This is a genomic window from Polynucleobacter finlandensis (assembly GCF_018881755.1).
Lineage (GTDB): Bacteria > Pseudomonadota > Gammaproteobacteria > Burkholderiales > Burkholderiaceae > Polynucleobacter > Polynucleobacter finlandensis.
In genome coordinates this window covers 72975-99654 of the sequence record NZ_JACVPS010000011.1, presented here as the reverse complement: position 1 = coordinate 99654, position 26680 = coordinate 72975, and the positions used below count along the sequence as shown (strand labels likewise).

The 26680-nt window shown below is 46.2% G+C and carries 26 protein-coding genes; 4 read left to right on the top strand and 22 right to left on the bottom strand.

What is annotated here, in order from left to right; genetic code table 11:
- Positions 1 to 1486: SulP family inorganic anion transporter (locus ICN49_RS08705; RefSeq protein ID WP_216167574.1), on the top strand; the 1486-nt coding region annotated here is incomplete at its 5' end.
- Here ICN49_RS08705 and ICN49_RS08700 read toward each other — a convergent pair.
- The gene (locus ICN49_RS08700) at positions 1483 to 2202 is read right to left on the bottom strand and encodes a sulfite exporter TauE/SafE family protein (RefSeq protein ID WP_216167572.1); all 720 of its coding nucleotides are present in this window, start codon (positions 2200 to 2202) and stop codon (positions 1483 to 1485) included. The two genes, ICN49_RS08705 and ICN49_RS08700, sit on opposite strands and share 4 nt — an antisense overlap.
- Before the next feature lie 78 nt (positions 2203 to 2280).
- Between ICN49_RS08700 and fnr the strand changes: the two genes are divergently transcribed.
- Positions 2281 to 3054: a fumarate/nitrate reduction transcriptional regulator Fnr gene (gene fnr / locus ICN49_RS08695; protein ID WP_216167570.1), complete on the top strand. Its 774-nt coding sequence runs from the start codon at positions 2281 to 2283 to the stop codon at positions 3052 to 3054.
- Here the strand turns inward: fnr and ICN49_RS08690 are convergent.
- The 10 genes from ICN49_RS08690 to ICN49_RS08645 form a co-directional block, all read right to left on the bottom strand.
- A complete protein-coding gene (locus ICN49_RS08690) occupies positions 3051 to 3314 on the bottom strand; it encodes a hypothetical protein (protein WP_216167568.1) in 264 nt (87 codons plus the stop codon). The two genes, fnr and ICN49_RS08690, sit on opposite strands and share 4 nt — an antisense overlap.
- Positions 3311 to 3499, bottom strand: a complete 189-nt coding sequence (locus ICN49_RS08685; protein WP_216167566.1) for a hypothetical protein — start codon at positions 3497 to 3499, stop codon at positions 3311 to 3313. Before ICN49_RS08685 ends, ICN49_RS08690 begins: the two co-directional genes overlap by 4 nt.
- Before the next feature lie 29 nt (positions 3500 to 3528).
- Entirely contained in the window at positions 3529 to 4983 is a 1455-nt protein-coding gene (ccoG, locus tag ICN49_RS08680) for a cytochrome c oxidase accessory protein CcoG (protein WP_216167563.1), read from the bottom strand.
- A gap of 2 nt (positions 4984 to 4985) precedes the next feature.
- Positions 4986 to 5912 (bottom strand): cytochrome-c oxidase, cbb3-type subunit III, encoded by a 927-nt coding sequence (ccoP, locus tag ICN49_RS08675; RefSeq protein WP_216167561.1) that lies wholly within the window; start codon positions 5910 to 5912, stop codon positions 4986 to 4988.
- A complete protein-coding gene (locus ICN49_RS08670; RefSeq protein ID WP_216861181.1) occupies positions 5909 to 6076 on the bottom strand; it encodes a cbb3-type cytochrome oxidase subunit 3 in 168 nt (55 codons plus the stop codon). Before ICN49_RS08670 ends, ccoP begins: the two co-directional genes overlap by 4 nt.
- Before the next feature lie 36 nt (positions 6077 to 6112).
- Positions 6113 to 6763 (bottom strand): cytochrome-c oxidase, cbb3-type subunit II, encoded by a 651-nt coding sequence (ccoO, locus tag ICN49_RS08665; protein WP_216167559.1) that lies wholly within the window; start codon positions 6761 to 6763, stop codon positions 6113 to 6115.
- A 12-nt stretch (positions 6764 to 6775) separates the two neighbouring features.
- Positions 6776 to 8215: a cytochrome-c oxidase, cbb3-type subunit I gene (gene ccoN / locus ICN49_RS08660; RefSeq protein WP_216167557.1), complete on the bottom strand. Its 1440-nt coding sequence runs from the start codon at positions 8213 to 8215 to the stop codon at positions 6776 to 6778.
- Positions 8216 to 8355: 140 nt separating this feature from the next.
- A complete protein-coding gene (ccoS, locus tag ICN49_RS08655; protein WP_216167555.1) occupies positions 8356 to 8538 on the bottom strand; it encodes a cbb3-type cytochrome oxidase assembly protein CcoS in 183 nt (60 codons plus the stop codon).
- A gap of 9 nt (positions 8539 to 8547) precedes the next feature.
- Complete coding sequence (locus ICN49_RS08650) at positions 8548 to 10983, bottom strand: heavy metal translocating P-type ATPase (protein ID WP_216167553.1); 2436 nt, start codon at positions 10981 to 10983, stop codon at positions 8548 to 8550.
- A complete protein-coding gene (locus ICN49_RS08645) occupies positions 10980 to 12218 on the bottom strand; it encodes an MFS transporter (protein WP_216167551.1) in 1239 nt (412 codons plus the stop codon). The genes ICN49_RS08650 and ICN49_RS08645 overlap by 4 nt, the downstream gene beginning before the upstream one ends.
- An 84-nt stretch (positions 12219 to 12302) precedes the next feature.
- Here ICN49_RS08645 and ICN49_RS08640 point away from each other — a divergent pair, with 84 nt between their 5' ends.
- On the top strand, positions 12303 to 13286 hold the full coding sequence (locus ICN49_RS08640) for a Bug family tripartite tricarboxylate transporter substrate binding protein (protein ID WP_216167549.1): 984 nt from the start codon (positions 12303 to 12305) through the stop codon (positions 13284 to 13286).
- Between the two features lie 5 nt (positions 13287 to 13291).
- On the opposite strand, the gene ICN49_RS08635 is transcribed toward ICN49_RS08640, so the two are convergent.
- The 5 genes from ICN49_RS08635 to ICN49_RS08615 are packed head-to-tail and all read right to left on the bottom strand — an operon-like array spanning position 13292 to position 18076.
- Positions 13292 to 13621, bottom strand: a complete 330-nt coding sequence (locus tag ICN49_RS08635) for an AtuA-related protein (RefSeq protein ID WP_216167547.1) — start codon at positions 13619 to 13621, stop codon at positions 13292 to 13294.
- A complete protein-coding gene (locus ICN49_RS08630) occupies positions 13618 to 14973 on the bottom strand; it encodes an acyclic terpene utilization AtuA family protein (RefSeq protein ID WP_216167545.1) in 1356 nt (451 codons plus the stop codon). The genes ICN49_RS08635 and ICN49_RS08630 overlap by 4 nt, the downstream gene beginning before the upstream one ends.
- Before the next feature lie 27 nt (positions 14974 to 15000).
- A complete protein-coding gene (locus ICN49_RS08625; RefSeq protein ID WP_216167544.1) occupies positions 15001 to 15756 on the bottom strand; it encodes a 2OG-Fe dioxygenase family protein in 756 nt (251 codons plus the stop codon).
- A 14-nt stretch (positions 15757 to 15770) separates the two neighbouring features.
- On the bottom strand, positions 15771 to 16742 hold the full coding sequence (locus ICN49_RS08620; RefSeq protein WP_216167542.1) for a Bug family tripartite tricarboxylate transporter substrate binding protein: 972 nt from the start codon (positions 16740 to 16742) through the stop codon (positions 15771 to 15773).
- 32 nt (positions 16743 to 16774) lie between these two features.
- Entirely contained in the window at positions 16775 to 18076 is a 1302-nt protein-coding gene (locus ICN49_RS08615) for a TAXI family TRAP transporter solute-binding subunit (RefSeq protein ID WP_216167540.1), read from the bottom strand.
- 130 nt (positions 18077 to 18206) lie between these two features.
- On the opposite strand from ICN49_RS08615, the gene ICN49_RS08610 reads away from it, so the two are divergent.
- On the top strand, positions 18207 to 18968 hold the full coding sequence (locus tag ICN49_RS08610) for an SDR family oxidoreductase (protein WP_216167539.1): 762 nt from the start codon (positions 18207 to 18209) through the stop codon (positions 18966 to 18968).
- Here ICN49_RS08610 and ICN49_RS08605 read toward each other — a convergent pair whose 3' ends face one another.
- From ICN49_RS08605 to ICN49_RS08580, 6 genes are all read right to left on the bottom strand, one after another.
- Positions 18969 to 22478, bottom strand: coding sequence for a ribonucleotide reductase barrel domain-containing protein (locus tag ICN49_RS08605; RefSeq protein WP_216167538.1), 3510 nt, complete (start codon positions 22476 to 22478; stop codon positions 18969 to 18971).
- A complete protein-coding gene (locus tag ICN49_RS08600) occupies positions 22459 to 23682 on the bottom strand; it encodes an NAD(P)H-dependent flavin oxidoreductase (RefSeq protein WP_216167537.1) in 1224 nt (407 codons plus the stop codon). The genes ICN49_RS08605 and ICN49_RS08600 overlap by 20 nt, the downstream gene beginning before the upstream one ends.
- A gap of 242 nt (positions 23683 to 23924) precedes the next feature.
- Positions 23925 to 24410 (bottom strand): hypothetical protein, encoded by a 486-nt coding sequence (locus ICN49_RS08595; RefSeq protein ID WP_216167536.1) that lies wholly within the window; start codon positions 24408 to 24410, stop codon positions 23925 to 23927.
- 26 nt (positions 24411 to 24436) lie between these two features.
- A complete protein-coding gene (ccmI, locus tag ICN49_RS08590; protein ID WP_216167535.1) occupies positions 24437 to 25651 on the bottom strand; it encodes a c-type cytochrome biogenesis protein CcmI in 1215 nt (404 codons plus the stop codon).
- Entirely contained in the window at positions 25648 to 26127 is a 480-nt protein-coding gene (locus ICN49_RS08585; protein ID WP_216167534.1) for a cytochrome c-type biogenesis protein, read from the bottom strand. The genes ccmI and ICN49_RS08585 overlap by 4 nt, the downstream gene beginning before the upstream one ends.
- A 3-nt stretch (positions 26128 to 26130) precedes the next feature.
- Positions 26131 to 26661: a DsbE family thiol:disulfide interchange protein gene (locus ICN49_RS08580; protein ID WP_216167533.1), complete on the bottom strand. Its 531-nt coding sequence runs from the start codon at positions 26659 to 26661 to the stop codon at positions 26131 to 26133.
- Positions 26662 to 26680: the final 19 nt, after the last annotated feature.

Here is a 26680-nt window from a genome sequence, read left to right as displayed (position 1 = left end):
GGGGGGTATTTTCACCGCCATTATTGCTGGTGGACTCATTTCACTATTGGGTGGCAGTCGCGTACAAATTGGTGGTCCTGCTGGTGCCTTCATCGTGATTGTGTACGGTATTGTCGACCGCTATGGTGTGGCCAACCTATTACTAGCCACCGCCATGTCGGGCGTATTTCTGTTTGCCATGGGGCTACTTCGCCTTGGCACTCTAGTCCGATTTATCCCTATTGCCGTCATTATTGGCTTTACTAATGGCATTGCCTTCCTAATTGGACTGTCTCAGATTAAAGATTTTTTTGGTCTAGCTATCCCAAAAATGCCAGCCAATTTCTTTGGCAGCATTCAAGCGCTTTATAGCGCAGCCGATACAGTGAATCTGATTGCACTTGCTTTAGCAACAGGAAGTCTATGCTTGCTAATCTTCTGGAGGAAATTTCAAAGTCATCTAGGCTGGTTAAGTCACCTACCTGGCACGGTGGTTGCAATGGTACTAGCAACCATCATGACATCGATGATGGATCTTCCTGTGGATACGATTGGTAGTCGTTTTGGGGGGCTACCTTCCGGTCTCCCCCATTTTCAATGGATCCCTGTGAGCTGGGACACAGCACAATTTGTCATCATGCCCGCCCTCACCCTTGCCTTGCTTGGCTCGATTGAATCGCTACTCTGCGCTAGAGTGGCTGACGGCATGATCCATGCTCGTCATGAGCCAAACCAAGAGTTAATGGCCCAAGGCATTGCCAATTTAGTGAGTCCGTTCTTCGGCGGCATGCCAGCAACCGGAACAATTGCCCGAACGGTAACCAATCTGCAAAGCGGTGGCAGCACACCGCTTGCGGGTATCGTGCATGCACTCACTCTGCTACTAGTCATTTTATTTGCAGCGCCTCTCGCAAAGAATGTCCCCCTAGCCAGTCTTGCCGCCATTCTGATGTACGTCGCCTGGAATATGGGTGAGTGGAGTAAATTTTTTGATTTGAAACAATTTCGTCTCGCTTATCGATTCACGATGCTGTGTGTCTTCGGGTTAACAGTGATTCTGGATTTGACAGTGGCAGTGGAGATAGGTCTGCTGCTTGCATTTATCACTTTCATCTACCGAATTTCTAGTCTGTCTCGTTGCGAGCCTGCTGATCTGAAAGATTTTCCAGTACTAGAAAATCGAGCAGGGGAAATTGATGCCTACCGTATCTATGGCGCTATATTTTTTGGCGCAGTGCAGTTGCTAGAAAGTATAGAGAAAAATTTACCGAGCGAAACTTTAATACTCGACTTAAAAAATGTGATCTACGTGGATGCGTCCGGCATGGACACCATTATGGAATTGAAATATCTATGCGATGCTGCCTGCATTAAATTGATTATTTGTGGCTTAGCTCACCAGCCTCATGATGTAGCTGAACGCAGCGGCTTATTGGACAAGATAAACGCTGACTGTTTATATCCTGATCTCAGTTTAGGTATTCAGGCAGCCACCAAGTCCCTCTAAGAAAAACAAAAACCACCCTTTAATAAAGCTTCAGGCAAAACCCAAGCTCGATAAAGCCCAAATCCTCCAGCCATCAAAAACAGGGCAGCAGACAAATACCGCACCCAAGCGTAATGACCAAACTGAGTCAAAGCTGCTGAAAATTTTGAGATCAGCAATAGGTTCGGCAATGTGCCCAAACCAAAGACAAGCATTAAGGCGGCACCAGTCAATACGTCACCCGATAGAAAAGCTAAGGGAAGAACGCTATAGACCAGGGCGCATGGAACCAAGCCCCAGAGCATCCCACTAAACCACCGCGAGGGGCGGCTAGCCATTTGCCCAAAGTAACGGGCCCAATAGCTTGCTATTTTTGCCCCAAACCACCTACCTGGAGAGGCCTGAGTGGCTCGCCCCCTCCATAACAGACGAATCCCCATCCACACCAAAATAAGGGCAGTAAAGGCGTATAGAGGGCGCTGGAGAGGGATAAGGTCTTGTTGCCAGATAACCACCCCCACCCAAGCAGCTAGGGTCCCAAGGAGCATATAGGTCGTCAAACGTCCTAAGTGCATGATTAATTGGAGGAAAAAGAGTTCTGACCGACTGTTAATGCGAGCTGAAACCACGGCTGGGCGCTCTATCGCAGCCGCAATACCACCACACATCAGGGCGCAGTGCCAACCACTCACCAAGGAGCCCAAAAAAATGGCCAATAGGAGGCTTACCGTCAGCATTGAAGGGCGATAAAACAGGGAAGAAAAGGCTTAGTAATCACCCCAATAGAATAAACTGGTCTCATAATTAGACCCAATATGAATTACACGACCTCAGACTCCCCAAACAGCAAATGTTCAGTTTGCGTTTTAGGGCAATTTTGTCTACCTGTTGGTCTAAGCGCTATCGACGTCAGCAGAGTTGATGCACTAGTCAAAGAAAGAGTTCATCTACAAAAAGGTGAAAGTCTCTATCGCCATGGTGATCCGCTCAGCGCTGTTTATAGCGTTCGCTTTGGCACCCTCAAAACTGAGTACTGCCTCCAGGACGGTCGCCAACAAGTCATTGGCTTTCATTTGCCTGGTGAGATCTTAGGTTTAGACGGTATTGGTGAAAGTCAATATCAATCAGACGCAATTGCGCTGGAAGAAAGTGAAGTCTGCATCATTCGCTATGATGCTTTTGAAGATTTAGCCCAACAGATACCAGTACTGCAGCAACAGTTTCATAAAATCATGAGTCGTGAGCTTACTCAAGATCAACGTCACCTTCTCTCGCTAGGAACGATGCGTGCCGAAGAGCGCTTAGCTGCTTTCCTCTTGAATTTATCGCAACGTTTAGCTGCGCGTGGTTACCTCAATAATGAATTTGATTTACGCATGAGTCGCGTGGAGATCGGCAGCTATTTAGGCATTCAGATTGAGACTGTTAGCAGAATGCTTTCTCGGTTTTCTGAGGCTGGTTTGATTCAAATCAAACAACGTCATATCAAGCTGATCGATATGAATGGCTTATACGAATTAGCTGGCTCCCCAAATCCAGATCGAGGCGGCAGCGCCTGCAGTCCTGAGGCCCAACTAAAAAAAGCTTAAATTAAGCCGCGGTCGACCGGCTTGCCATCTGCGGGAGCTTCTATCCCCGGCAAAATATAAGCAGTTAAAGCGCTCGAGAATGCACAGAACATCCAGATAACAAAGAATCCAAGGGTGTAGATCCCCTCATCAGAAATATCAGGATGGTGGCCAAAGAATAAAAGTTCAGAGGGATGGACCACGCTGAACAATAAGCCCTCAGCCAATCCTGCTACCAGGAAGGATGGCCACATGATCCAAATCAAGAGGCGGTATTTCATTTTGCGACCTGTTCGACCTTTAGGCCTTGCTTCACAACACCGTCACGCAGTGGTTTATCGGCATATAGATTGACTGCCAACCAAATAGTGATGGCACAACCCACCATCGCCACTGCCGGACCGCTAATTAATAACCAAGGCCATAACTGCTTCCACCACGGTTTCATTGTCTGCTGATCTGTCATATTCATATCTCCCTAATCCGCCCTTAAGTCTAACGGGGAATAATAAAAGTGGATTTTTCTTCGCGAGTTCTCAAGATAGGTTTATCACCGTCCATCTCCTGCGCGATTACATCAAAATGAATCGGATAATTTCCCGGATCATTCTCACCAATCGTAGTGCTAATCTTCACGGGCAAAAGCTGATTACTTGCTGGACCCACTGCAATCTCCGTAATTTCTTTGCCTTGAGAATTCAAAATCCTCAAGTCTTTCAAACCAGATGCCTTCACTGCAACCTTCATTGAATGCTCAGAAGCGTTCATGATTTGAATGCGGTAGATATTTTCAATACGCACCCCATCCACCTCACGCGCCAAAGCACCGCGGTCACGCATCACATCCACTCGCAATGGATTGCGCGTCATCAACGAAAACAAGAATGCAGCAGTTAAAACAGTAATGAAGGCGGCATAAATTAACACTCGAGGACGCAAGATATGCCTAATGGCACTTTGATTCGATTCTTTATCTTCAATCGCGCGTTCTGTTGTATATCGGATCAAGCCCTTTGGATACTCCACTTTTTCCATGACCTGATCGCAAGCATCAATACATGCGCCACAGCCGATGCACATATATTGCAAGCCATCCCGAATATCAATACCGGTTGGACAAACCTGCACGCAAATACTGCAATCAACGCAATCACCCAAACCTAAAGATTGTTGATCGGCCGATTTACTTCGGCTACCTCTAGGCTCACCACGCACTTTATCGTAGGTCACCAAGAAAGTATCTTTATCCACCATTACGCTTTGGAAGCGTGCATAGGGGCACATATATTTACAGACTTGCTCACGCATAAAGCCTGCATTGCCCCAGGTAGCAAAACTATAAAAGCACAGCCAAAATAACTGCCATGGGCCAAGCGCTAAATGGACGATGGCGGTGCCTAAAGTCTCAATTGGCGTGAAGTAACCAATAAAGGTGAAGCCAGTCCAGAAAGCCACTAAAAGCCAAATCACATGCTTCGTAATTTTGATACGCCACTTACGAATACCCCAAGGCCACTCCTCACCATCTAAACGAATGCGCGCAAAACGATCGCCTTCAATCTTGCGCTCGATCCACATGAAGATTTCGGTATAGACAGTTTGCGGGCAAGCATAGCCACAGAACAAACGGCCAGCGACTGCTGTAAACAGAAAGAGTGCCAATGCTGAAAGAATCAGCAAGAGCGTCAGATAGATCACATCCTGTGGCCAGAGAACTAAGCCAAAGATATAAAACTTACGCTGAATTAAATCAAAGAGAATTGCCTGGCGACCGTTCCAACTAACCCAAGGCAGGCCATAGAACAGCAGCTGGGTAGCGATAACCAGCACATACCGCCAGCGGGCAAAGAGCCCGCTAACAGAACGTGGATAAATCTTGCTTCGAACCTCGTAGAGGGATTCCTCTATGACGTTAATGGGAATAGGCTTCCCAACTGGCGAATCAGACACGACTACTTAGCTGCTGGTGCTGGCTTATTGTTAGATAGACCCCACACATAAGCAGTTAATAATTGAATCTTCTCAGGACTTAATACTTTGTCCTGAGCAGGCATCATTGCAGTACGACCCTTGGTCACCGTTTCAACAATGGTGGCTTCGGAGCTACCGTACAACCAAGTCTTATCAGTCAAGTTCGGCGATCCCAGAGCAATATTGCCCTTGGCATCTGCACCGTGACAAGCTACGCAATTGGCTTTAAATACTTCAGCGCCACGCGCCGCTTTTAAGTCATCAGCAGGAAGTCCAGAAAGGCTACGAACATAATTGGCTACATCAACGATTTGCTTGCTATCCAATTGTGGGAATGGAGGCATCACACCACCGCGACCATTAGTAATGGTTGTCTTGATGTTCTCTGGTGAGCCACCATAGAGCCAGTCACCATCCGTTAAGTTAGGAAAGCCTTTTGCTCCACCAGCATCAGAACCATGGCACTGAGCACAAGAGTTCAAGAAAAGGCGTTGACCCATTTCACGCGCTTTTGGATCGGCTGCAACTTGTACTACATCCATCTTCACGTACTTAGCATAAACAGGCTTTAACTCATCATTGGCTGTCGTCATAGAGCTCATCAGGGCGCCATCAGTGCTGTAGCCCAAGATACCTGGGAATGAACCTAATCCTGGATACAAAACCAAATACAGCAAACCAAAGATGCAAGAGATCAGGAACATCCACTTCCACCAGCCTGGCAAGGGATTATTGAGCTCGCGTAAATCATCATCCCAAACATGGCCTGTATCTGCAACCGCACCGTCGGCCGTATGAATAACCTTCGCCTTGCGTTGGGAGAATAACAACCAAATACACCAAAAAATACCAAGCAATGCCACTAAGGCGATATAGGTACTCCAGCCGCCACCAAGAAAGTCACTCATGATTTGTCCTTACTAAATTCATCCGGAAGATCAAATGGAAGCTCCGCTGAGGCTTTGTTTTCTGACTGCCTCTTTGGAGACCAGGCCCACCAAACAATTCCCACAAAAAAGATAATGCCAATTAATGTTGAAAATGCTGAGAGGTAAGGTGTGATCTGTTCCATTTGATTTATATAGCTTTAAATTAAAAATATTAGCAATTACTTCGCAACAACTTCATCAACAGTGATGTATCGACGCGAGATACCCATGCCCTGAAGGTATGCAACCAATGCATCAAGTTCAGTTTTACCCTCGAGCTCTTTAGGTGCATTAGCAATCTGCTCATCGGTATATGGCACACCTAAACGACGCATTGCCACCATATGGGACGCAATGGTGTCAGCATTAGCGCTGTTCTTAGCAAGCCAAGGATACGCAGGCATATTCGACTCAGGAACGACATCGCGTGGATTATTCAAATGAATCTGATGCCATGCATCTGAATAGCGACCACCAACGCGGGCTAAATCTGGACCAGTACGTTTGCTACCCCATAGGAAAGGATGATCATATACAGACTCACCGGCTAAAGAGTAGGGACCGTAACGCTCTACTTCTGAACGAAGGGTACGGATCTGCTGGGAATGACAACCTACGCAACCTTCACGCTGATAAATGTCACGTCCAGCTAAACGCAATGCTGTGTAAGGCACAACGCCAGGGCTAGGCTCTGTCGTGGAGTGCTGGAAAAATAAGGGAACGATTTGAACTAGGCCGGCAATCGACACAACAACAATTGTCGCGATGATCAACCAACCCACGTTCTTTTCCAGCGTTCCATGGGAAAAGAATTTATTTTCGGTAGACATTTTCTTCTCCTCTTAGTGGTTAGCAGTGGCCAAAGGAATCGGCGCATTGATAAAAGTTTTACCCTGGACTGTTTTGAAGACGTTGTAAGCCATCAAGAACATACCGCTGAGATAACAGAGACCGCCCATTAAACGAATCACATAGAAGGGGTAAGTTGCTTTCACAGACTCAACAAAGCTGTAAGTCAAAGTACCATCCGCCTCAAAGGCCCTCCACATCAAACCCTGCATCACGCCGGCAATCCACATCGCAGCAATGTACAAAACTACGCCAATCGTTGCAATCCAGAAATGGAGCTCGATCCATTTCACGCTATACATTTCTTTTTGACCAACCAAGCGTGGAATCAAGTAATAGAGAGAACCAATCGTAATCATGGCAACCCAGCCTAAAGCGCCTGAGTGGACGTGACCAATGGTCCAGTCTGTGTAATGGGACAAGCTGTTGACAGTCTTGATCGACATCATCGATCCTTCGAAAGTCGACATGCCGTAGAAAGACAAAGCCACCACCAAGAACTTCAAGATTGGATCACGGCGTAATTTATACCAAGCGCCAGATAAAGTCATGATGCCGTTGATCATGCCACCCCATGAAGGAGCCAACAAAATCAATGAAAATACAGTGCCTAAAGACTGAGTCCAATCTGGCAAAGAGGTGTGTTGCAGATGGTGAGGGCCAGCCCACATATAAGTAAAGTTCAAAGCCCAAAAGTGGACGATGGACAAACGATATGAGTAGATTGGACGCTCAGCTTGCTTTGGAATGAAGTAATACATCATGCCTAAAAAGCTGGTGGTTAAGAAGAAGCCAACTGCGTTGTGACCATACCACCACTGCACCATGGCATCCTGAACACCAGCATATGCTGAATAGGATTTCCACATGCTTGCAGGCATCTCGAGATTGTTGAAAATATGGAGAATTGCGATCGTCAGAATATAAGCGCCAAAGAACCAGTTAGAAACATAGATATGTTTCGTTTTGCGCTTCATGATGGTCCCAAAGAACACCACAGCGTATGCCACCCAAACGACAGTAATCAGAAGATCAATTGGCCACTCTAATTCTGCATACTCTTTAGAGGTAGAAAGGCCTAAAGGCAAAGTCACAGCCGCTAAAACAATCACCGCTTGCCAACCCCAGAATGTAAAGGCGGCTAATTTGTCACAGAAGAGTCGCGCTTGGCAGGTACGCTGCACGATGTAATAAGACGTTGCAAAGAGCGCTGATCCACCAAAAGCGAAAATCACTGCATTGGTATGTAATGGACGCAAACGACCATAACTTAACCAAGGGATGTTAAAAGTGATTTCGGGCCAAATGAGCTGAGCAGCGAGGATAACCCCCACCAACATGCCCACAATGCCCCAAAGCACCGTAACAATGGCGAATTGGCTGACGACCTTGTAATTGAAGGTATCTTGATTACCCCCCACGGTAAGTCCCATGGTTTCTCCTTTTTTGTGACCAAACAGCGACATAATTCAAATGAACTGGGTTCATTATCGAATTAAGCTATATAACGAGTTTTGATCTACATCAAAAAGAGATTGGTTTTACCCCCCATAAACCCCAAACAAGCTCAAACTCAGGCTTTTTGAGCGGGATCGTGGACTTTATCCGCCTTAGGCAGATCATCGTCCATCAAGATGGCCTGACCTGGCCCATCTAGGTCATCAAATTGACCGCTTTTAATCGACCAATTCAAAATCCAGACCAAAAAACCTACCAAAAGTAAAGATATGGGGATGAGTAAAAATAAGCTTTCCATCTCTCAAGTCTAAGGCTTTCTCAGACGCCAAGCATTTAATGTGACAGCCAAGGAAGATAAAGACATACCGACTCCGGCGATCCAAGGATTTACCAAACCCATCATTGCCGCCGGAATGGCTACTAAGTTGTATATCAAAGCCCACAACAGATTCTCTTTAATGACCATTTGGGTTTTATCGGCTAGTAATAATATTTTTGCCAATGGCGTTAGAGAGCTCGCCGTCAAAATCGCATCCGCACCAGCAGAAGCAAGTGGAGCACCAGCACCAACCGCAATAGAGATATCGGCACGAGCTAACAAAGGGGCATCATTCACACCATCACCAATTGCCCACACAAAGCGCCCTGCACTTTGTAATCGCTCGATATAGTCGTACTTATCTTCAGGTGTGCATCCACCTTGATAACTTTCAATACCCACTTTTTGAGCCCACCAAGCGACTGTTGCTGGATCATCTCCTGAGACCAAGTGCACAGTAATATTTCTTGCGCGCACGGCTGATAAAAAATCTTGTAAACCGACTCTTGGTGTATCTAGAAAGATAAAACTCGCAATCAGTCCTTGCTCGTCAGCTAAGTGCACCTGACCATATTGCTCAGTCTGAAGCTCTTGATGTGCACCAATCCAGCTTGAGCTACCCAAGCGATAGGCCCCAGAACTCAAACCTTTACCGAGTTGATTTATCACGGGCCCGGATAAAACTGGCAGTGAGAGATTTTCAAGTTCAGCGGCACGTAGCAAGGAGAGCGCCAAAGGATGTCGCTGACCTCCCTCAAGAGCAGTTGCTAAAGCCAAAGCCTCTTCACGGCGATACCCAGGGCGAAGATTCACAATCTCTTTCAGCTCAGGTTGACCCATGGTTAAGGTGCCAGTCTTATCGAGCACAAGATCACTTGCTTTAATCAAGCCCTCCATCACATGCCCACGAACAATCAATAGACCGAGTCTGGTAACAGCGCCCTGCGCTGCGGCCATCGCTGTTGGCACGGCAAGCGATAGGGCGCAAGGGCAGCTTGCTACCAAGACGGCTACTAAAACTGTCCATGCTTTGCTAGGGTCGATATACAGCCAGATTGCTGATGATAAGAAAGCACAGAGCAATAAGAAGCCCACAAAATAGCCGGCCCACTTTTCTGCAAGACTCACCATCAATGGTTTTGCTAACAAGGCTTGATCGAGTAAAGAAGCAATGCCAGCAATTCTGGTGGACTGCCCTACCGCATCTATTCTCATGATGAGGGGATTGAGAATATTGTGAGTCCCCGCATAAATACGATCACCAATCTTTTTATCGATTGGTTTTGATTCACCAGTTAAGAGAGACTCGTCTACCGAACTTTCACAGGCAATCAACATGCCATCAGCTGGCGCCACCTCACCTGGAGAGACTCTCAATATTTCACCGGGCATACAGTTCACAACAGGAACCAATTCAATCTGCTGAGCCTGTGGGTAATCCAGCACGCGTTCGCACGTTGCAGGAAGTTGTTTAGCTAAGGCCTCGGCACCTCCCTGTGCATCTTGTCTTGCGAGTAATTCAACATAACGCGCTGCCAAAATGAAAGCAACAAACATGGTGATCGAATCAAAATAACTTTGACCGGATCCTGTCACTAAATTGATCGTGCCCGCAATAAATGCCAGCGCCAAAGCTAGTGCGATCGGCACATCCATACCCAACATGTGGGTTTGCCTAAACGATTGAACACTGCGCCACGCAGCCTGAAAAATTGGCCCTGCTGAATACAGCATCACTGGCACTGTCAGCACCCAACTCGTCCAGCCCAATAGTAAATCGTATTCAACCGTGATGTCATTGGCGCCAACGTATGATGGCCACGCATACATCATGACCTGCATCATTCCTAATAAAGCAACCCCAAGCCTAGTGAGTAATTGGCGCTTTTCCTTCTTGGATCTCTCAACAGAAAGTGATGGTTCGAATGGCCAAGCTTCATAGCCAATGCGCTCAATTTCAAAAAGAAGTCTTGCCAAGCTAACCTGCTTTGGTGAAAAAATAATCTTCATCTTTTGCGTGACGTAATTAATTTGTACGTCTTGCACTCCAGGGCTACGGCGCAAGTGTTGCTCGCATAACCAAACACACGCAGCACACCTGATTTTCTCAAGACGTAGCGTTGTTTCAAGATCGCCCTCATCACCGACCGGACGAGTGAAGCGACCCAGCAATGATGGATCATCATACGGCAACAGCTTGGCAGGGATTTGATCAGAGGCAAGGTATGCAGATGGCTTATCGCTCGATTGCACCCGTCTTGCATAAAAGACTTCTAAGCCTTCACCATGAATTGTTTGCGCAATTGCCATGCACCCAGCACAACAAAATGATCTTGAGACACCATTCAAATCTGTAGAGTAAGCCTCATTGGGAAGCAATGAACTTCCACAGTGATAGCAAATACTATTCAAACTCTTGCTCATGATGTCGGCTTTTGCCCAACCCAGCCATTGCGGCGCTCATATATTACGAACAGCACACCCCAAATCACTACTGCTACATATGCCCAAACCCAAGAGATCTGAGAAGTTCTAGAACCTGTTAAATCCAACACAAATCCAAAGATTGCTGGACCGAGTAATCCGCCGCCAAAACCCATTAAGGAATGCAAACCCATTGCTGCGCCTTTAATGTTTTCCTGAGCGCTAGTCACCAAGCCCGCAGTGAGTGTGGCGGAGTCCGCCATAATGAAAATGGCATGCCCAATCGCTAGAGCAACAATTAACCACCATGATTTCCCAGTGGAACAAGCCAAGGCAATACCCATCACTGCACTCATAAGCATCACAAAACATACCCATTTCTGACGCCCTATACGCAAAGCAATCTCATTACCCAAAATGGAGGATGGCACTCCACAGAAATTAATCACACCCGCTAAAGTAGTAGCAGTTAGGAAGAAAGCTTCTCCAGAGACTGCTGCGCATAAACCAAAGAAGGCCACAATCCAACTTCTAGAAGCAAACAACTCTAAAGAATGGGCTGTGTAACCAAAAATGAATCCTGAAGCCTTTTTATCCTGGAGCACTAAACGCCATTTATCCAAGGGGAAAATATCGCGCATGCGAATGCGTAATGGGCCACTCCACTTTTGATGCTGCAGTGGCGGAATCAATAGCCACACAATTAACAATGCAGCGAATGGCCCCATAGCAATCACAGAAAATACATAGCGCCAACCAAAGCTATGCAATATCCATCCGGAACATAGATAAGAAAAGCCAGTGCCGATGCCAAAGAAAGCGGTATAAAACGCGATATGTCGTGTGAGCTCTCCAGACTGGATGCGATCAGACAAAATTTTGAGGCCTGGCATATAGGTGCCAGCTAGGCCTGCACCATTGAGCGCCATAAAAAATAATGCCGTGTAGAAATTATGGGCAAATAAACCCATTCCCAATAATCCACAGGTTGCACAGATGCCTCCGACTAAATACACCTTGCGTGCATCCACTCGATCCGTCAAGGCAGTGGCTAGAGGTACGGCCAACATATAACCAAAGAAGAATGCGCTAGCGATTAAGCCTGATTGGAAATTACTAAGTTGCCACTCGTCTTGCAAAGGGGTTAACACCACCGCATAACAAGCAAAGCCTAAGAGCGCACAAGTCTGCGCCATAAGCATAAGAGGGGTATATCCAGCGGATCGAAAGCGCATAGGGGCTCACTAAAAGACTGTTCATTCTACTCGCCCCAACAGGGTCAAGAACCGCTACACTAGGCAAAATAAGATGGAGACCCCATGAATACCCAATACACCCATAATCGTTTTATTCAATGCTGCGCAGCCTTCTTGCTGCTACTGACAAGCAACATCGTTTTAGCAGATGGCTACCCCAATAAACCCATTAAAGCGATTGTGCCTTTTGCAGCAGGGAGCGCCACCGATCAAATTGGTCGAGCCTTCGCAGTCAAAATGGCTGAGACCTTAGGTCAGCCAGTGGTGATTGAAAACAGGCCTGGTGCAAACGGGATGATTGGCGCAGATGTTGTCGCTAAAGCGCCTGCAGATGGCTACACTCTCCTCTTTGGCACTAACAGTACGAATGCGGCACTGAAAAGTCTTGTCAAAAATTTACCTTATAACCAAGACACTGCATTTACGCCCATTGGTTATTTTGGGTCTGTACCCCTGATCGTGGCCGTTAATAATGATGTGCCAGCTAAAACACTTGGTGGCTTTGTTGCTTTAGCAAAAACTGATCCAGGGAAAATGACTTTTGCTTATGCCAGCACCTCCCAACGCGTTTCCTCAGAAATTTTGGCCAGCGTTACTGGTATCAAGATGACTGGAATCTCTTATAAGAGCGGGCCTAATGCGATGACAGATTTGATTGGCGGTCAGGTCAATATGTTTACTGCAGACTTTGCAGTAATGCTCCCACAAGTCCAAGCTGGTAAGGTGCGCGGTCTTGCAGTGACTTCTCTCAAACGCTCGCCTGCTATCCCTGAGTTGCCAACAGTCAATGAATCATTGGGAATTAAAAACTATGAGTTGATTGCATTTTTTGCAGCTTTCGGTCCGGCCGGCATGCCTAAGGATGTTGTAGCAAAACTCAACAAAGCTATTAACGAGGCAGCTAAATCAAAAGATCTAGTCGATCGCTTTGCTTCATTGGGATTTGAATCTCAACCTGGCAGCCCTGAAATGCTGGACAAGAAAATCAAACTTGAAACTGTGAAGTGGGCTAAGGCAATTAAAGATGCCGGTATGGAGGCTGAGTAATCCATTCAACTCGGATCGATCTCCATCGCTAAGAGCCAATAAGAAAGGCTTTTGCCGTGGGTATCGAGATTGAGAGATAGATTGACTCCGCCCTCCAACACATCATCCATCACAAAATTCAGTGCGCATAAATTTGGCAATTCATATCGCTGCACGGCTGTAGGCTTTCGAAACGAAAAGTGTTCACGCACCTTTTCAGCTGTCACTTCTCTGAGTAAGATGGCAAAATCTTCAGGCCGATAAGCAATCACACTAATGTTTGAGCGATTCCCTTTGTCGCCAGTTCTCGCATGAGCCAATTCATACAAGGGGACTCTTGTCTTAGTTAAATTCATTGTTCACCCGCAAAGAATTCATAAGAGGATTTCACTAGATCACGAGGCACATAAGCCACCAAAGTATTTAAACGAGGCCGCAGACTAGTGCGCACGCCACCGCCTCCCGCTGGTCCGCAGGTATAGAGCGCCGTTAACTCTCGACAAAGCTGATTAGCAATCACTTTATTCATATGAGCCGCAGCAACACGTAGTCGAATATCTTCAAACCCGCCTTGCGCCCTGAAAGATGGTCCACTGCCATCTTCACTTGGAAATACGCTTGCAGACCCGATATAGTCAATCCTTAAATCCAATATATCCGACAATCTCTCGCGAATAATCTGGGCCGCCAATTGGGCACGCTCATAAGCATGATGGCCAGCATAAGAAATTTCCGCTTCAGCCAACCAACCACCATCAATACAAATATTTGCCTTCAAGGTAGCGGGCTTTTCATGACCCAATACCTTGTTGAGTAAAACCTTATTCTCTCCGGTAAGCTCTAATTGGGCTTGGCTGATATCCGCAATCACATCCGGCGTGAGATAGCGAGCCGGGTCATGGACCTCATAGAGAAGTTGCTCAGTTACGGTCATGAGACTCACCACGCCACCAGTATTGGGAGCCTTGGTAACGTAGCAGTTTCCAAACTCATCAAATTCAATGATTGGAAATCCCACACTAGCTAAGCCTGGAACATCTTTTACCCCGGGATCTGCAAAGTAACCGCCCGTAACTTGAGCACCACATTCAAGCAGGTGCCCAGCCATCGTTGCCTGAGCTAAAAAATTCCAATCACTCCAAGATTTTTTGAAATGGGCCATCAAGGGCCCAACTGTGAGCGCGGGATCAGCAACCCGCCCAGTGACCACTACTTGCGCTCCATCATTCAATGCATCCGCAATTTCGCGGGCACCTAAATACACATTCGCACTGACGAGGCTACTATTAGATAAAGCTTCTTGGCTCTGCTGATCGAGACAAGCCATAAAAACTGAGGCAGAAATCTCATCGCCCCTCACAATCGCTATCTTGATGGATGGGAAACCTTGAGCTTTAGCCAGCTTCGCAATGAGGGATGCAGCGCCCTCAGGATTGGCAGCGCCAAAGTTGCCGACAATTGGAATATTATTTAACAAACAATCGGCTAGGATGGGTTCCAGCATTTCTGCTAACAAAGGCTCGAAGCCAAGCGCAGGATTTTGTCGACGATCCAGCTGAGCAAGCGCTAAAGTTCTTTCAGCCAAACTCTCAAAGATCAAACAAGCGGGCTCGCCCAATCTTAAGAATTCATCTACGATGGTTCGAGCAACACCGAGGCGATCACCAGAAAATCCAGCGGCACAACCAACCCGATAAAGAGTGCTCATATCCGGATGAAGTGCAGTAAGTCAGACTTACTGCTGCCCACCATTTGGGGAGTCCTGGAAACCATTTGAGCGATAAGTCAGCACTAAGGTATCTCGATGGCCATGCGCTCCAACCGGCTGTATAGGAGTGGATTCATGAATCATGCGCTCATCATTCATGAGCAACAAAGACCAAGGCTGGCTGAGCGTAAAACGCAAGCCAGCTGAACCATTGGCTTCAAAGACACGTGTTTCACCACCCTTAATACCAACGCGATCTAATATAAAAACTGCTACAAAATCATGGCCGTCACGATGAGCACCCTCAGGTGTTGGGCGACCAATTCCATCGGTGGTATCAATTCTGAATTCATGCGCTTCGACAAACCAAGTATTGACTGGCTTGAGGCTACTTAATACATGCGCCATGCCAAGTAATAATGATTTCCAAGCAGGGCTACTAGTTAACGGCGCTTGCATTGGCTCGAACCAGCGCTCAATACCACCATGTAAGGCGTTGTAATCTACTGACTGCCAATGGGCGCGGTGAGGTACTGCTACAAGAGCATCGCCTTTAATTTCATAACTAGCATGACGGCGATAACGATAGCGACCTCCATCTTTCAAATAGGGATCGCGTGGCAAATCATTCCAAAAAACATTCAAGGCCAAAAGATCTGATAACGAGGTCTTAGTGATCTCTGCAACCGTTTCGGCAGAAACTACTACATAGCCGTTAGTGCGCAGAGATTGAACTAACTCCTTAGCGGGAGTTAGTGGCGGAGATAAGGTTGAAATAGTCATCTTTTGATTTTAGGTCAATCTAACTGAGCACCCGAGGCTTTTACAATTCTTACCCACTTCGCCAACTCGTCCTTTAGTAGTGCGCCTAACTTTTCAGGGGGGACCGGTGTCAAATCTAAACCTTGGGCCATCAGCCTCTCTCTCACTTCTGGCATAGCCAGGGTGGTCTTCATGGCAGATTGAATTTTCTTGACGGCAAACGCATTGGTTCCTGCGGGAGCAAAAATGGCCACCCACACCTCACCCACGCAATCAGGGTAGGTTTCGGCAATCGTCGGAATATCTGGCGCCGCACTAGAGCGCTTAGCAGAGCTAATAGCGATTGCCTGTAGTTTTCCAGCCTTGATGTAATTCAGGGCTGAAGGCAGACTTGCAAAAGCCAGGGGCACCTGGCCACCCAAGACATCATTAATTGCTGGGGCTACACCTTTGTAGGGGATGTGCTGCATCTCAATACCGGCGCTGGTATTGATCATTGCACCCAACAAGTGACTAATCGTGCCATTGCCGGCTGACGCATAAGATAGCTCACCGGGTTTTTTCTTTGCTGCTGCAACAACATCCGCTAAGGTTTTCAACGGGGATCCTGGTGGTGCCACTAATACGTAAGGTGTGGCGCCAATGTAATACAGAGGTACAAAATCATTAATTGGATCAAAGCCGGGATTTTTGTACAAAGCTGGATTAATCGCTTGTGCGCTATTGATAGTCAGAAGGAGTGTGTATCCATCCTTGGCTGCACGCGCTACGCTTTGGGTGCCAATATTGCCACCGGCACCAGGTCTATTCTCAACCACAATAGAGGCGCCTAGCGCCTCACCCAGACCAGGCGCGATTAATCGCGCAACAATATCATTCGTACCGCCAGCCGCTTGTGGCACTACAAGATTGATGGGCTTATTGGGATAAGTCTGCGCAAAAACGCCCGTCGCTAAAGCACTGATGATCACTGCTACGCTTATTTTTACTAGCGTTTCTTTAAGCATGTTGTCTCCTATTATTGTGACCAAGCAGATCACTACTCCATTAAATTCAACCTCTGGCGAGTGTCACCAACGTGTGCTTTTAGGTCATACAACTCCTTAGCATCTAGCCTTGCCACCTTCATATGGGCTACACGTTTTTCGATTGCTGCCAAATCTTTAAAATTCTTCTCACGCAAATCGAGATTAGAGGCATTCTTTTCTAAAATCTTTAGCTCCTCGTAAACCTGAGAAAGCTTCAGCCGCAAAATTAAATTCTTAGCTGCCGGAATGTAGGTAAACAAAGGAATCAAAATCACCAGCAGCGGGATCACAATCTTCACAAATCGACCGACCCATACCGCAGTCCAGAATGGTAAATAGCGATGCAAGAATGATGGCCCATCTTTTAAATAAATATCAGCATCAGCATGAAGCGGAAAATCTAATCCTACCCCCGATGGAAACTCACCAGGCTTTTGTAATCGAGAATACGATTTCAGAATATCGTATGTATCCCCCAACAACAAAGTCACGAGAGCTGGGCTAATATCCGCGTGTCCTACTAGGGTTGCAGTTGGTGCAAGTACCACGATATCTTGCCTTGGCAAATCATTGGCAATGCTCACTACCCCTCTCGGTATGTTTACCTTGGATAGATACAGTAAGTTTCGCGTATAGGCATCGGCCTGCTCAAAACTCATTAAGCGGACCCCTGGAATGGTATAAAACTTTTCCAAGATAGGTGCTTCAGCTGCAGCAACGATAAATACCGCGTCCAGCTCACCATTTTTTAACTTGGCCAAGGCTTCATCAGGCTTGAGTTTTTCGACATGTAATTCCTCATCACTAATGCCGCTAACCTGGAGCAACGCATTGCTTAAGGCCAATGTGCCACTACCAACATTACCAATCGAAACACGCTTGCCTTTTAATTGACTCAAGACACTCAATCGTCCACCATCAGATTTAAAGGCCGGCTCACGATACCAAATCCATATTGGCTCATAAAACATTCCGGCGATGGACACCAAATTCGGGTACTTGGCAACATCAGCGACTCCACCCTGGACCATTGCAAAATCAACCCCAGAGCTTGGATCATCCAATAAGGCCAGGTTATCAATCGTCCCACCAGTAGTCTTCAGATCAAGTGTCACACCCTCTTTAGCAAGGGCGCTTTTTAAACGTTCGCCGAAGTGGTAATACAGGCCCGTAGGAAAACCTGTGGCCATCTCAATGGTCTTTGGTGGTGGCGGTACCAGGACCCACAACACCCCAAATAGGGCGGCAATCAATAAAATGATCGCTACACCAATAGCTATAGGGTTGTAGAGTTGTTTGCGTAGGAAATTCATAGAAATCTCTCGTATAAAATCTCTGATCTTTTTTGCATTATGCCCCCATGCCAAAAATACACAAAAGAATCAACTCTAGCCAAATAATCCGCGATAAGATGTCATTTTTAAAACAATAGTCGAGACAGTAATGAGCCAAGTACAAAATAAGATTGCCCTAGTAACGGGCGCTGGAGCTGGAATCGGCAGGGCTGCTGCCAAAGCACTTCTCAAAGGCGGCTATAAGGTAGTTCTCACTGGCCGCAACCTAGAAAAGCTACAAAAAGCCATTGTTAATATTGGCGGTGATGCAACAGATTGTCTCGCAGTTGCATGCGACGTTGGAAAGCCAGAGCAAGTTAAATCCCTGTTCTCAGAAATTCAGAAACACTATGGTCGGATTGATGTACTTTTTAACAATGCCGGAATGGGTGCCCCAGCTATTCCAATGGAAGAATTAAGTTACGAGCAGTGGATGAATGTCGTCAACGCCAATTTGTGTGGCGCCTTCCTTTGTTCACAACAAGCCATTCGGATGATGAAAGCACAATCTCCACAAGGCGGCAGAATTATTAATAATGGCTCTATCTCTGCACATGCACCCCGCCCGATGTCAGCGCCCTACACTGCTACAAAACATGCCATCAGTGGATTGACCAAAACGATCGCCTTAGATGGGCGCGCCTTCAATATTGCTTGCGGTCAAATCGACATTGGCAATGCAGCGACTGAGATGACCGAGCGTATGGCTAACGGCATCATTCAGGCTGACCTCTCAATTAAAGTTGAACCCCGCATGGATGTAGATCATGTCGGCGAGGCAGTCCTCCATATGGCTCAACTGCCTCTTGAAAGCAATATCCTATCCATGACTATCATGGCCACGAACATGCCTTTTGTAGGTAGGGGCTAATTACCCACAACTGCCTAAGTGTCCGCATTGGGTGCAGTAGTCGCAGCCATCCTTGCGGATCACAGCGTGTGCACCGCATTCAGCACACTTCTTCCCGACCATCACTGGCGGAGTAGATGCTCCACGAATAGGCGCCTCTGAAAGATCATTCGTAGCGCCACCATTACGGCGCTCAATAATATTTTGAATGGCGTAACCAATCGCAGCCACTTCAGAGTCATGCCATAAAGGCATGCGCGTACCATCAATTTTCTCGAAAGTGCCCAGTCTTACTGCACCTCGATCCCAAGCAACTTTGCGCATATCACTTAAAGCGCGCTCTAAAAATCCTCCACGCGCCGCTAATGAAAGCAAACGCATACTTGACGTAATCCATTGTTGCGATTCACCATTTTGGCCAACCGGCATAAAGAACTCGATCGCACGCTCAATTGAGCCACCAGCTTCACCCTTCAGAGGAATCGCAATAAATGACACCACGAGATATAAGGTCTTATGCCCCTCTTGTGTCCAATATTCAATTTTTTCAGCGACCGCAGGCAAGATTCCTTTAGGGCGACTTTCCACCACGATTCTCATCGGGTCGGCAACATCATCATTGGATAACGAAGGCTCTTCCTTATCAGGACCAAGATCCAAGACCGATCCCAAAATACTATTCGGGCGATAAGTAGCTAAGCCCTTCAGGTTCGCACGCCACGCTTGGGTATACAGGCTCTTAAAGTCATCGTAAGGATAATTTGCTGGCACGTTGACGGTTTTCGAGATGGCGGTATCAACAAAAGGTTGCACGGCCTCCATCATTGCAATATGGTCAGTAGCGGACATCTCCAAAGCGGAAATGAAATACTTGGGTAGATTTTCAACATCACCACCCAAATCTCGATACATGCGCCATGCATGATCTTCAACTGCGTACTCACTAGTACTACCATCTGCTTCACGCTTCTTGCGACGATACACCCATGAAAATGCTGGCTCAATACCATTAGAAGCATTATCAGCAAATGCCAAACTCACAGTTCCCGTTGGTGCAATCGAGAGCAAGTGGCTATTGCGAATACCAAACTGACGAATATCATTTTTTAGTTTGTCATCTAGTCGACTCACAAAACTATCACTACCAAGATATTTTTCAACATCCAAATTGGGGAACGCACCCTTCTCTTTTGCCAATTCTACTGATGCCTCATATGCAGCATCGCGCATGACGCGAGCAATCTTGGCAGCCACAATGCGCGCACCTTCTTCGTTGTATGGCAACTTCAGCATGACTAGTGCATCACCAAGACCAGTAAAGCCCACACCAATACGACGTTTAATCCTGGCCTCTTCAGCCTGCTCAGGCAAGGGCCAGTAAGTAGCATCTAAAACGTTATCCAGCATCCGTACCTGAATCTTTACAACCGAGATGAATGCCTCAAAATCAAAGCTTGGTTCGCCAGCAAAACCAAAGGGGTTTTTGACAAAACGCGGGAGGATGACCGGACCTAAATCACAACAACCATATGGTGGTAATGGTTGTTCACCACATTGCCCAGTGACTAAACCATTAAAAATAACTGTGTTGTTGTCATCTTGAGTAACATCAAATACCGGTTCAAAGCCAACAGATTCAATTGAAATAATCTCTGACTGAAAGGATTGCGTCTTAACCAATGCCTTATCTTTCGCCCATTCATTATATTTTTCTGTTTTTTTGGGAAGCACAAAACCAATTTCAAGCATAAAGCGCTCTCGTGATTCACCATCAATCACTAACTCAAAATTATCCTGACACAAATACCCCCTATTTCCTCCTTTGCCGTCTGGTAATTCCCTAATGGCAGACTCTCTTCTTAAATGAATGGCGCTATAGATTCCAAAATTTGATAGAAGAATTTGTATTTCACTGAGCAATGGTTCACAAGAAGAATTTAGGCGAATTGAACAACTATTAGAGTTGGAGCTGACATTAACCGTTCCATCAGCCTGAAATAAACCTCGCAAGTAAGCTTTGACACACTCCTCAGTACCCTTCCATATCACCTCAGGAACGCTTAATTTAGTTTCACCATTAAAACCATAAATATTCAAAATTCTGGCTAATATGGTCGAGCGTATAAATACCATATCCCGCTCAGGAACGGCTACTGGGCGCAGTTGATACTCTCTTTTATTATTTGATTGACCACCAACAAGCGTTTGAATGATTTCGCAAAGCTGTGTTGCAAGCGCTTGATCCTCGCCCCATAAACTAACTACAGCAGCTTGCACACCCTTCCCACGATTAGTAAAGTGTCCGTCACCAGTAATCAAGCCCATCAATAACCCTAAGTCATTGTTACCAGATTTACCAAACTGACCTTTACCAGATTGAATGTATAGAGCATCACCCACAACAAGATCAGACAACTTCACCTTTCCCCTGGAGCAATAAAAATCATGCCAAGCAGTCGCTTTGATAATGTAGCCTGCAGATGTAATGACTTCAAATACTTCTGCATTGTGGGATGTTAAAAAAGCAGGCGTAGCTTTCCTTACCTGCGTACCACCGACTTCTAAACCTAAAGCGCGATTATCTACAGTCACCTCTAGATCTTGACCTGAGGTAAATAATTCTCCTATACGCATCAATCCAAATTGAGTGGCCAATCGCGTATCGGCTGTAACACATGGGTTGGTCGCTGAAATGCTTTCGCAATAATTTAAGTTGTTATCACGATTAATGTTATCTAAAAATAAAATGCCGGGCTCTGCAAAATCATAGGCAGACTTCATGACGGCTTCCCAGATTTCTTTTGCGTCTACCTTGCGATAGACCCATAGTCCATCAGCTCTTTGATATGCACCTCCAGCGATGACATTTTTAGCTGGCTTTGCCTTATGAATTAATTCCCATGATTGATTGCCTTCTACCGCCTTCATAAATGCACTAGACACGCCCACTGAAACATTAAAGTTATTCCAACGACCGGTTGTTCTCTTGGCGGTAATGAACTCAAAAATATCGGGATGATCAATTCGCAGAACACCCATTTGTGCCCCACGCCTTGCCCCAGCACTCTCCACTGTCGAACAAGACATATCAAAGACGTTGATGTAGCTACAAGGGCCAGAGGCTATAGAAGCCGTCCCTTTAACCTCAGCGCCCTTTGGGCGAATGCGTGAGAAGTCATATCCCACACCGCCACCACGACGCATTGTCTCTGCAGCTTGCTTGAGGGCCTCATAGATTCCTGGGAAGCCTTCAGCATCAAAACCTTGAATGCAATCCCCTACCGGCTGTACAAAACAATTGATGAGCGTCGCCTGAATATCCGTGCCGGCTGCACTCATGATGCGGCCCGCACCAATTGCGCCATTACGCAGGTTCTCTAAAAAGAGTTTCTCAACATCGGCACGAATAGCAATGTCTTCTACTACTGACAAGCCTTTAGCAACACGTTGAAAAATTTGGTCAGGTTCATACTCGCCATCTTTGGCGTATTTTTCAATAAGTACATCAGTGCTAATTGGCTGGATTGACATAAGCTACGGGCTCCAAAGATTTTTCTAAAAGTTTGTTGATTAATTCGGAAACGGATTTAATTTGATTACCAAATGGTAGCGTTCCTGCACCGCGGAAAAAGAGGCCTTTCTGTACATTACCAGCTAAAGCGCTCCCCAGTACTTTGTCTATACAGAACTGACCCCACTGATCATTGCCATCACGCAGGCCACAATCATGCAGACAATCAAAAATCATCGTACAGCGTGGTTTTTTCCTGGCTACAGACTTTAAAGCAGGAAGAACCTCAAGGTATTTTTTAAGCCAAGGTGTTTTGACTGCTCGAGCTGGTAAGCCAGCAGCACTCAGAAAATCCACCATATCTTCTGGACCTGCATCTGCTAGAACTTTTTTAAAACTATCACTCGCATCACCTTCAATAGTCACTGCAAATGCGGTACCCAACTGCACGCCGGATGCACCAAGATCCTGCAATCTCTTAATATCTGCGTAACTAGTAATACCACCCGCGGGTATCAATGGAATCTTGCCCTCCAATCCCATTGTTTTGAATATCGCCAGCGTTTCTGGGATGACATTTTCAAAATTGAACTTGGGATTGTGGATATCTTCAATGTTTGCTGCGCCAACGTGGCCACCAGCTAAGCGGGGATGCTCGATGATGATGGCATCAGGTAAGCGCCCTTTTTTCTCCCACTTGCGCAAGAGTAGATGAATACCTCTAGACTCCGAAAGAATCGGAATCAAGGCGACATCTGGAAAATCGCTTGCAAGGTCAGGTAAATCTAGCGGCAAACCTGCCCCAACGACTAGGGCATCAACGCCATTTTCTAGGGAACATTGCACATAAGGTGCATATTCATTAACAGCGCGCATGATATTGACTGCAATCATCCCGCGACCCATTGCTGCTTCTTTAGTAGATTGAATTTCCCTAGCAAGTGCCTCAATATTTGCTTCATTAATCAGCGCCTTGCTTTCGGGGGATGGCAGCAAAGACTTTGTCTTTTCCATTAAATCCGGATGAAGACGTCTCAAATCAATCGAAGAGATCGTGCCCATGCCACCACATGCAGCTACTGCACCAGCTAGCCTGTGTGCAGATACTCCAACACCCATGCCACCCTGAACAATTGGAAGAATGCGTTTGCCCTTAATGGTGAGTGGATGTAAGCCACTGCTGATTAAAGGAAGCTCAAAACTGACTGGTACCCGGACCTGCATTAATCTACTCCCGGCACCAAAAGGCACCTACTCTGACTTATAAAAAATTCCACCATCAGAGCATGATGAAGGCAGTCGCTATCAACGCTTTTGATACATATCAAGAAAGGATTTGGTATTTTTTTAGACTTACTTTAAGCCTGAAATACAAAGCAAAAAGTACTTCAGAATCAATGCTCAGGAGAATTGGAAGCGCAAGTTAGTTGTAGCACCAAGATAGTGAAATTAAGCCTTGACTGCGCCTATTCTGAGTCGCATTTATGAAAAGGGGATTGCTTCTGTTTTGTTGCCAAAACAACGCCATCTCGAATGTTGAAAACACCGTTCATACTCTGATCCAAGATCGATTGCACTTGGAAGTCATCTGAGAACTGAATCAAAGATATTGTGAGATACGTTTCCTTGGTTTGCAAGTTCTCTGACTGAGCCACAGTCTTAATGACTAAGCTAGATTCATCAAACACATCGATGGATTTATAGGTGCCACGCCGAACCACTTGAACCTGATTATTGCTTGGTAGCCTGAGCTCATTAACAAGCTTACCGGCTTTATCGTAGAAGTAGTAAACGCCAGCGCCCTTGAATTTAGGATTAGCACACATGGTCTGACTATCTACTACCCACCTGCCAATAAGCTTTGCTTCGAACTTATTAGGGCTCTGAGCTAGAACTCCAGTAGTAAGGATTAAGCCAAAAACAAGACCGAGGGCAACAGCTAGGCACCTCATTATCCGATCTTGGTTTGAGATATTCACTAAGGTCTAACTTGATCGACCACAACCTTCAGATTATTCGTGCCAACCTTCACCGTCTGGATCTCAGAATACAAATCCCCGGGTTCAGCCTTAGCTTGGCCTGATTTAGAGATCCGCACCTCGATCGTTGCTTCGCTCAGATTGGAGATCAGGGCATCTGGAGTCATTGCCAGGGCATCGTTCAAGACAAAACGCAGAGGAAGATCAGCAGCTTTACCTCGCATAATGGCTACCGGCATACGGGCGCCAGGAGCACGAGCAATCACCATCACGATGTAGTCTGGTTTGATTCTGGATTTGAGATCAGGGTTGATTTCAACAGTGCCATTAATATTTTTACCGCTCACAGCAACAACAGGGGATGTCGCTTGACTTACTAAAGGCTCCGGAGGCAAATTAGCCTTACCGCGAGCTTCCATAATAGAGCCCTGAATCATCTTCATGTCTTCAGAATCAGCAGGCAGTAACTTCGCTAAGCGACCCCAAACTTGTACGGCCCCTTTGTAATCACCCCGATTGTAATCAGCGGTACCAGCCAACCAAAGCGCCATCATGTTATTGGGATCAGCCTTCAAAGCTCTATTAATAATTGCCTGAGGTTTACCTTCAAAACTACCATTGGCATTACTGGCAGACACGTCTGCATAATCAGCCAACAATTGGGGGTCGGTATCCAAATAGGAGCCTGCACGGTCGTAGGCTTTTTCAGCGTCTTTTGGACGGCCCATCACCTTATAGGAACGGGCTAGCATTGCCCAGCCTTTTAGATTGCTTGGATCTTGCTCCATCTTAGCCGCCAATCCAGCCACCATCTTCTCAACATCTTGTTGAGCGACCTGTTGCTTAGCGCCACCATCAGCGATCTGCTGAGCGCTACCTAACCAAAAATACATCGCAGCAGCAATCACTGGAATAAAAATGGTCAGCGCAATGATGGTTTTCTTGGGAGAACCTAATACCGCCACGCCATCATCCTCGCTAGTGTCCTGAAATAAACGCTGACGCATCTCTGCATGAGAGATCTCATAAGTTGCGCCATCAATCAAACCTTCAGAACGCTCTTTCTCAAGCTTAGCAATCTCTTCTTTATAGATGGCTGCGTTTAACTGTTGGCGAGAAGCGTGATGAACAGTCGTCTTCCAAAAGAATGGGCGAAACAAGGCTGCTAGAACGAGTAAAACCAAAACAATGGCGGCAATATAAAAAGTAATCATTTGTCATCTCGCAATAGAGCATCTATGCGCTTATTTTCATCATCAGAAAGTGAGGTAGTGGCCACTTGAGTGTTTCGGCGACGTAAGTACATCAACAGCGCCACAATGCCTGCAAACATCAAAACAAATGGTCCAATCCACAGCAACCAAGTAGTGGGCTTGACCGGCGGACGGTACAAAATAAAATCGCCATAACGATCGACCATAAAGGTCCTGATTTCTGCATCGGTCTTGCCTTGCTTAATTAGATCCCGAATTTCTCGACGAAGGTCTTGCGCTAGTTCTGAACGTGATCCTGAGAGAGATTCGTTTTGACACACTAAGCAACGCATCTCTTCTGAGATAGAAACCAACCGTTGCTCTAGCGCTGGATCGGAAGCTAAAGGGGTAGCTTCATCTGCATGCGCAATATGAATAAATAACGCCAAACAGATACAAGATAGAAATTGCTGAAGTTTGATGAATTTAATATTCATTGCTTATTCCTTTTTCAACTGAGCAATGATGGGATACATCGACTTCTCCAACACCTCTTTGGTAATTGGACCAATTTGCTTAAAGCGAATGATCCCCGCTTTATCAATCACGTAAGTTTCAGGAACACCATATACACCATAGTTAATACCAACGCGGCCATCATTATCGAATGCCGATAAGTTGTATGGGTTACCTTGTCTTGCCAGCATTTCCATCGCATCAGTACGCTTGTCTTTGTAATCAAGTCCAATTAAAGGCGCCACTTGAGACTTACTCATCTCAACCAACATCGGATGCTCTTCACGGCAAGCTACACACCAAGAAGCCCAAACATTTAAAACCCACACTTGCCCCTTTAGATCTTCTGGAGAAAATGACTTGCTTGGGTCCGCTAACTGAGAAACCTTAAATGCAGGTGCAGGCTTATTAATTAAGGGTGACGGCACTTCACGTGGATCACGATTTAAGCCAACTGCCAAGAATCCCACCAATACAATAAAGAGTATTAGTGGAATAACAAATTTTGCTTTCATATTGACTGATCTATTCGTA

Excerpts from the sequence above, each read along its gene's own strand:
- ccoS (WP_216167555.1), bottom strand. The coding sequence starts at position 8,538 with ATGGAAAGCTTATTTTTACTCATCCCCATATCTTTACTTTTGGTAGGT.
- ccoN (WP_216167557.1), bottom strand. The coding sequence starts at position 8,215 with ATGGGACTTACCGTGGGGGGTAATCAAGATACCTTCAATTACAAGGTC.
- ICN49_RS08595 (WP_216167536.1), bottom strand. The coding sequence starts at position 24,410 with ATGAGGTGCCTAGCTGTTGCCCTCGGTCTTGTTTTTGGCTTAATCCTT.
- ICN49_RS08700 (WP_216167572.1), bottom strand. The coding sequence starts at position 2,202 with ATGCTGACGGTAAGCCTCCTATTGGCCATTTTTTTGGGCTCCTTGGTG.
- ICN49_RS08645 (WP_216167551.1), bottom strand. The coding sequence starts at position 12,218 with ATGCGCTTTCGATCCGCTGGATATACCCCTCTTATGCTTATGGCGCAG.
- ICN49_RS08690 (WP_216167568.1), bottom strand. The coding sequence starts at position 3,314 with ATGAAATACCGCCTCTTGATTTGGATCATGTGGCCATCCTTCCTGGTA.
- ccmI (WP_216167535.1), bottom strand. The coding sequence starts at position 25,651 with ATGATTACTTTTTATATTGCCGCCATTGTTTTGGTTTTACTCGTTCTA.
- ICN49_RS08615 (WP_216167540.1), bottom strand. The coding sequence starts at position 18,076 with ATGAATTTCCTACGCAAACAACTCTACAACCCTATAGCTATTGGTGTA.
- ICN49_RS08580 (WP_216167533.1), bottom strand. The coding sequence starts at position 26,661 with ATGAAAGCAAAATTTGTTATTCCACTAATACTCTTTATTGTATTGGTG.
- ICN49_RS08625 (WP_216167544.1), bottom strand. The coding sequence starts at position 15,756 with ATGACTATTTCAACCTTATCTCCGCCACTAACTCCCGCTAAGGAGTTA.
- ICN49_RS08635 (WP_216167547.1), bottom strand. The coding sequence starts at position 13,621 with ATGAATTTAACTAAGACAAGAGTCCCCTTGTATGAATTGGCTCATGCG.
- ccoO (WP_216167559.1), bottom strand. The coding sequence starts at position 6,763 with ATGTCTACCGAAAATAAATTCTTTTCCCATGGAACGCTGGAAAAGAAC.
- ICN49_RS08605 (WP_216167538.1), bottom strand. The coding sequence starts at position 22,478 with ATGTCAATCCAGCCAATTAGCACTGATGTACTTATTGAAAAATACGCC.
- ICN49_RS08585 (WP_216167534.1), bottom strand. The coding sequence starts at position 26,127 with ATGAATATTAAATTCATCAAACTTCAGCAATTTCTATCTTGTATCTGT.
- ICN49_RS08610 (WP_216167539.1), top strand. The coding sequence starts at position 18,207 with ATGAGCCAAGTACAAAATAAGATTGCCCTAGTAACGGGCGCTGGAGCT.
- ICN49_RS08640 (WP_216167549.1), top strand. The coding sequence starts at position 12,303 with ATGAATACCCAATACACCCATAATCGTTTTATTCAATGCTGCGCAGCC.
- ICN49_RS08650 (WP_216167553.1), bottom strand. The coding sequence starts at position 10,983 with ATGAGCAAGAGTTTGAATAGTATTTGCTATCACTGTGGAAGTTCATTG.
- ICN49_RS08620 (WP_216167542.1), bottom strand. The coding sequence starts at position 16,742 with ATGCTTAAAGAAACGCTAGTAAAAATAAGCGTAGCAGTGATCATCAGT.
- ICN49_RS08630 (WP_216167545.1), bottom strand. The coding sequence starts at position 14,973 with ATGAGCACTCTTTATCGGGTTGGTTGTGCCGCTGGATTTTCTGGTGAT.
- ICN49_RS08670 (WP_216861181.1), bottom strand. The coding sequence starts at position 6,076 with ATGGAACAGATCACACCTTACCTCTCAGCATTTTCAACATTAATTGGC.
- ICN49_RS08685 (WP_216167566.1), bottom strand. The coding sequence starts at position 3,499 with ATGACAGATCAGCAGACAATGAAACCGTGGTGGAAGCAGTTATGGCCT.
- ccoP (WP_216167561.1), bottom strand. The coding sequence starts at position 5,912 with ATGAGTGACTTTCTTGGTGGCGGCTGGAGTACCTATATCGCCTTAGTG.
- ICN49_RS08600 (WP_216167537.1), bottom strand. The coding sequence starts at position 23,682 with ATGCAGGTCCGGGTACCAGTCAGTTTTGAGCTTCCTTTAATCAGCAGT.
- fnr (WP_216167570.1), top strand. The coding sequence starts at position 2,281 with ATGAATTACACGACCTCAGACTCCCCAAACAGCAAATGTTCAGTTTGC.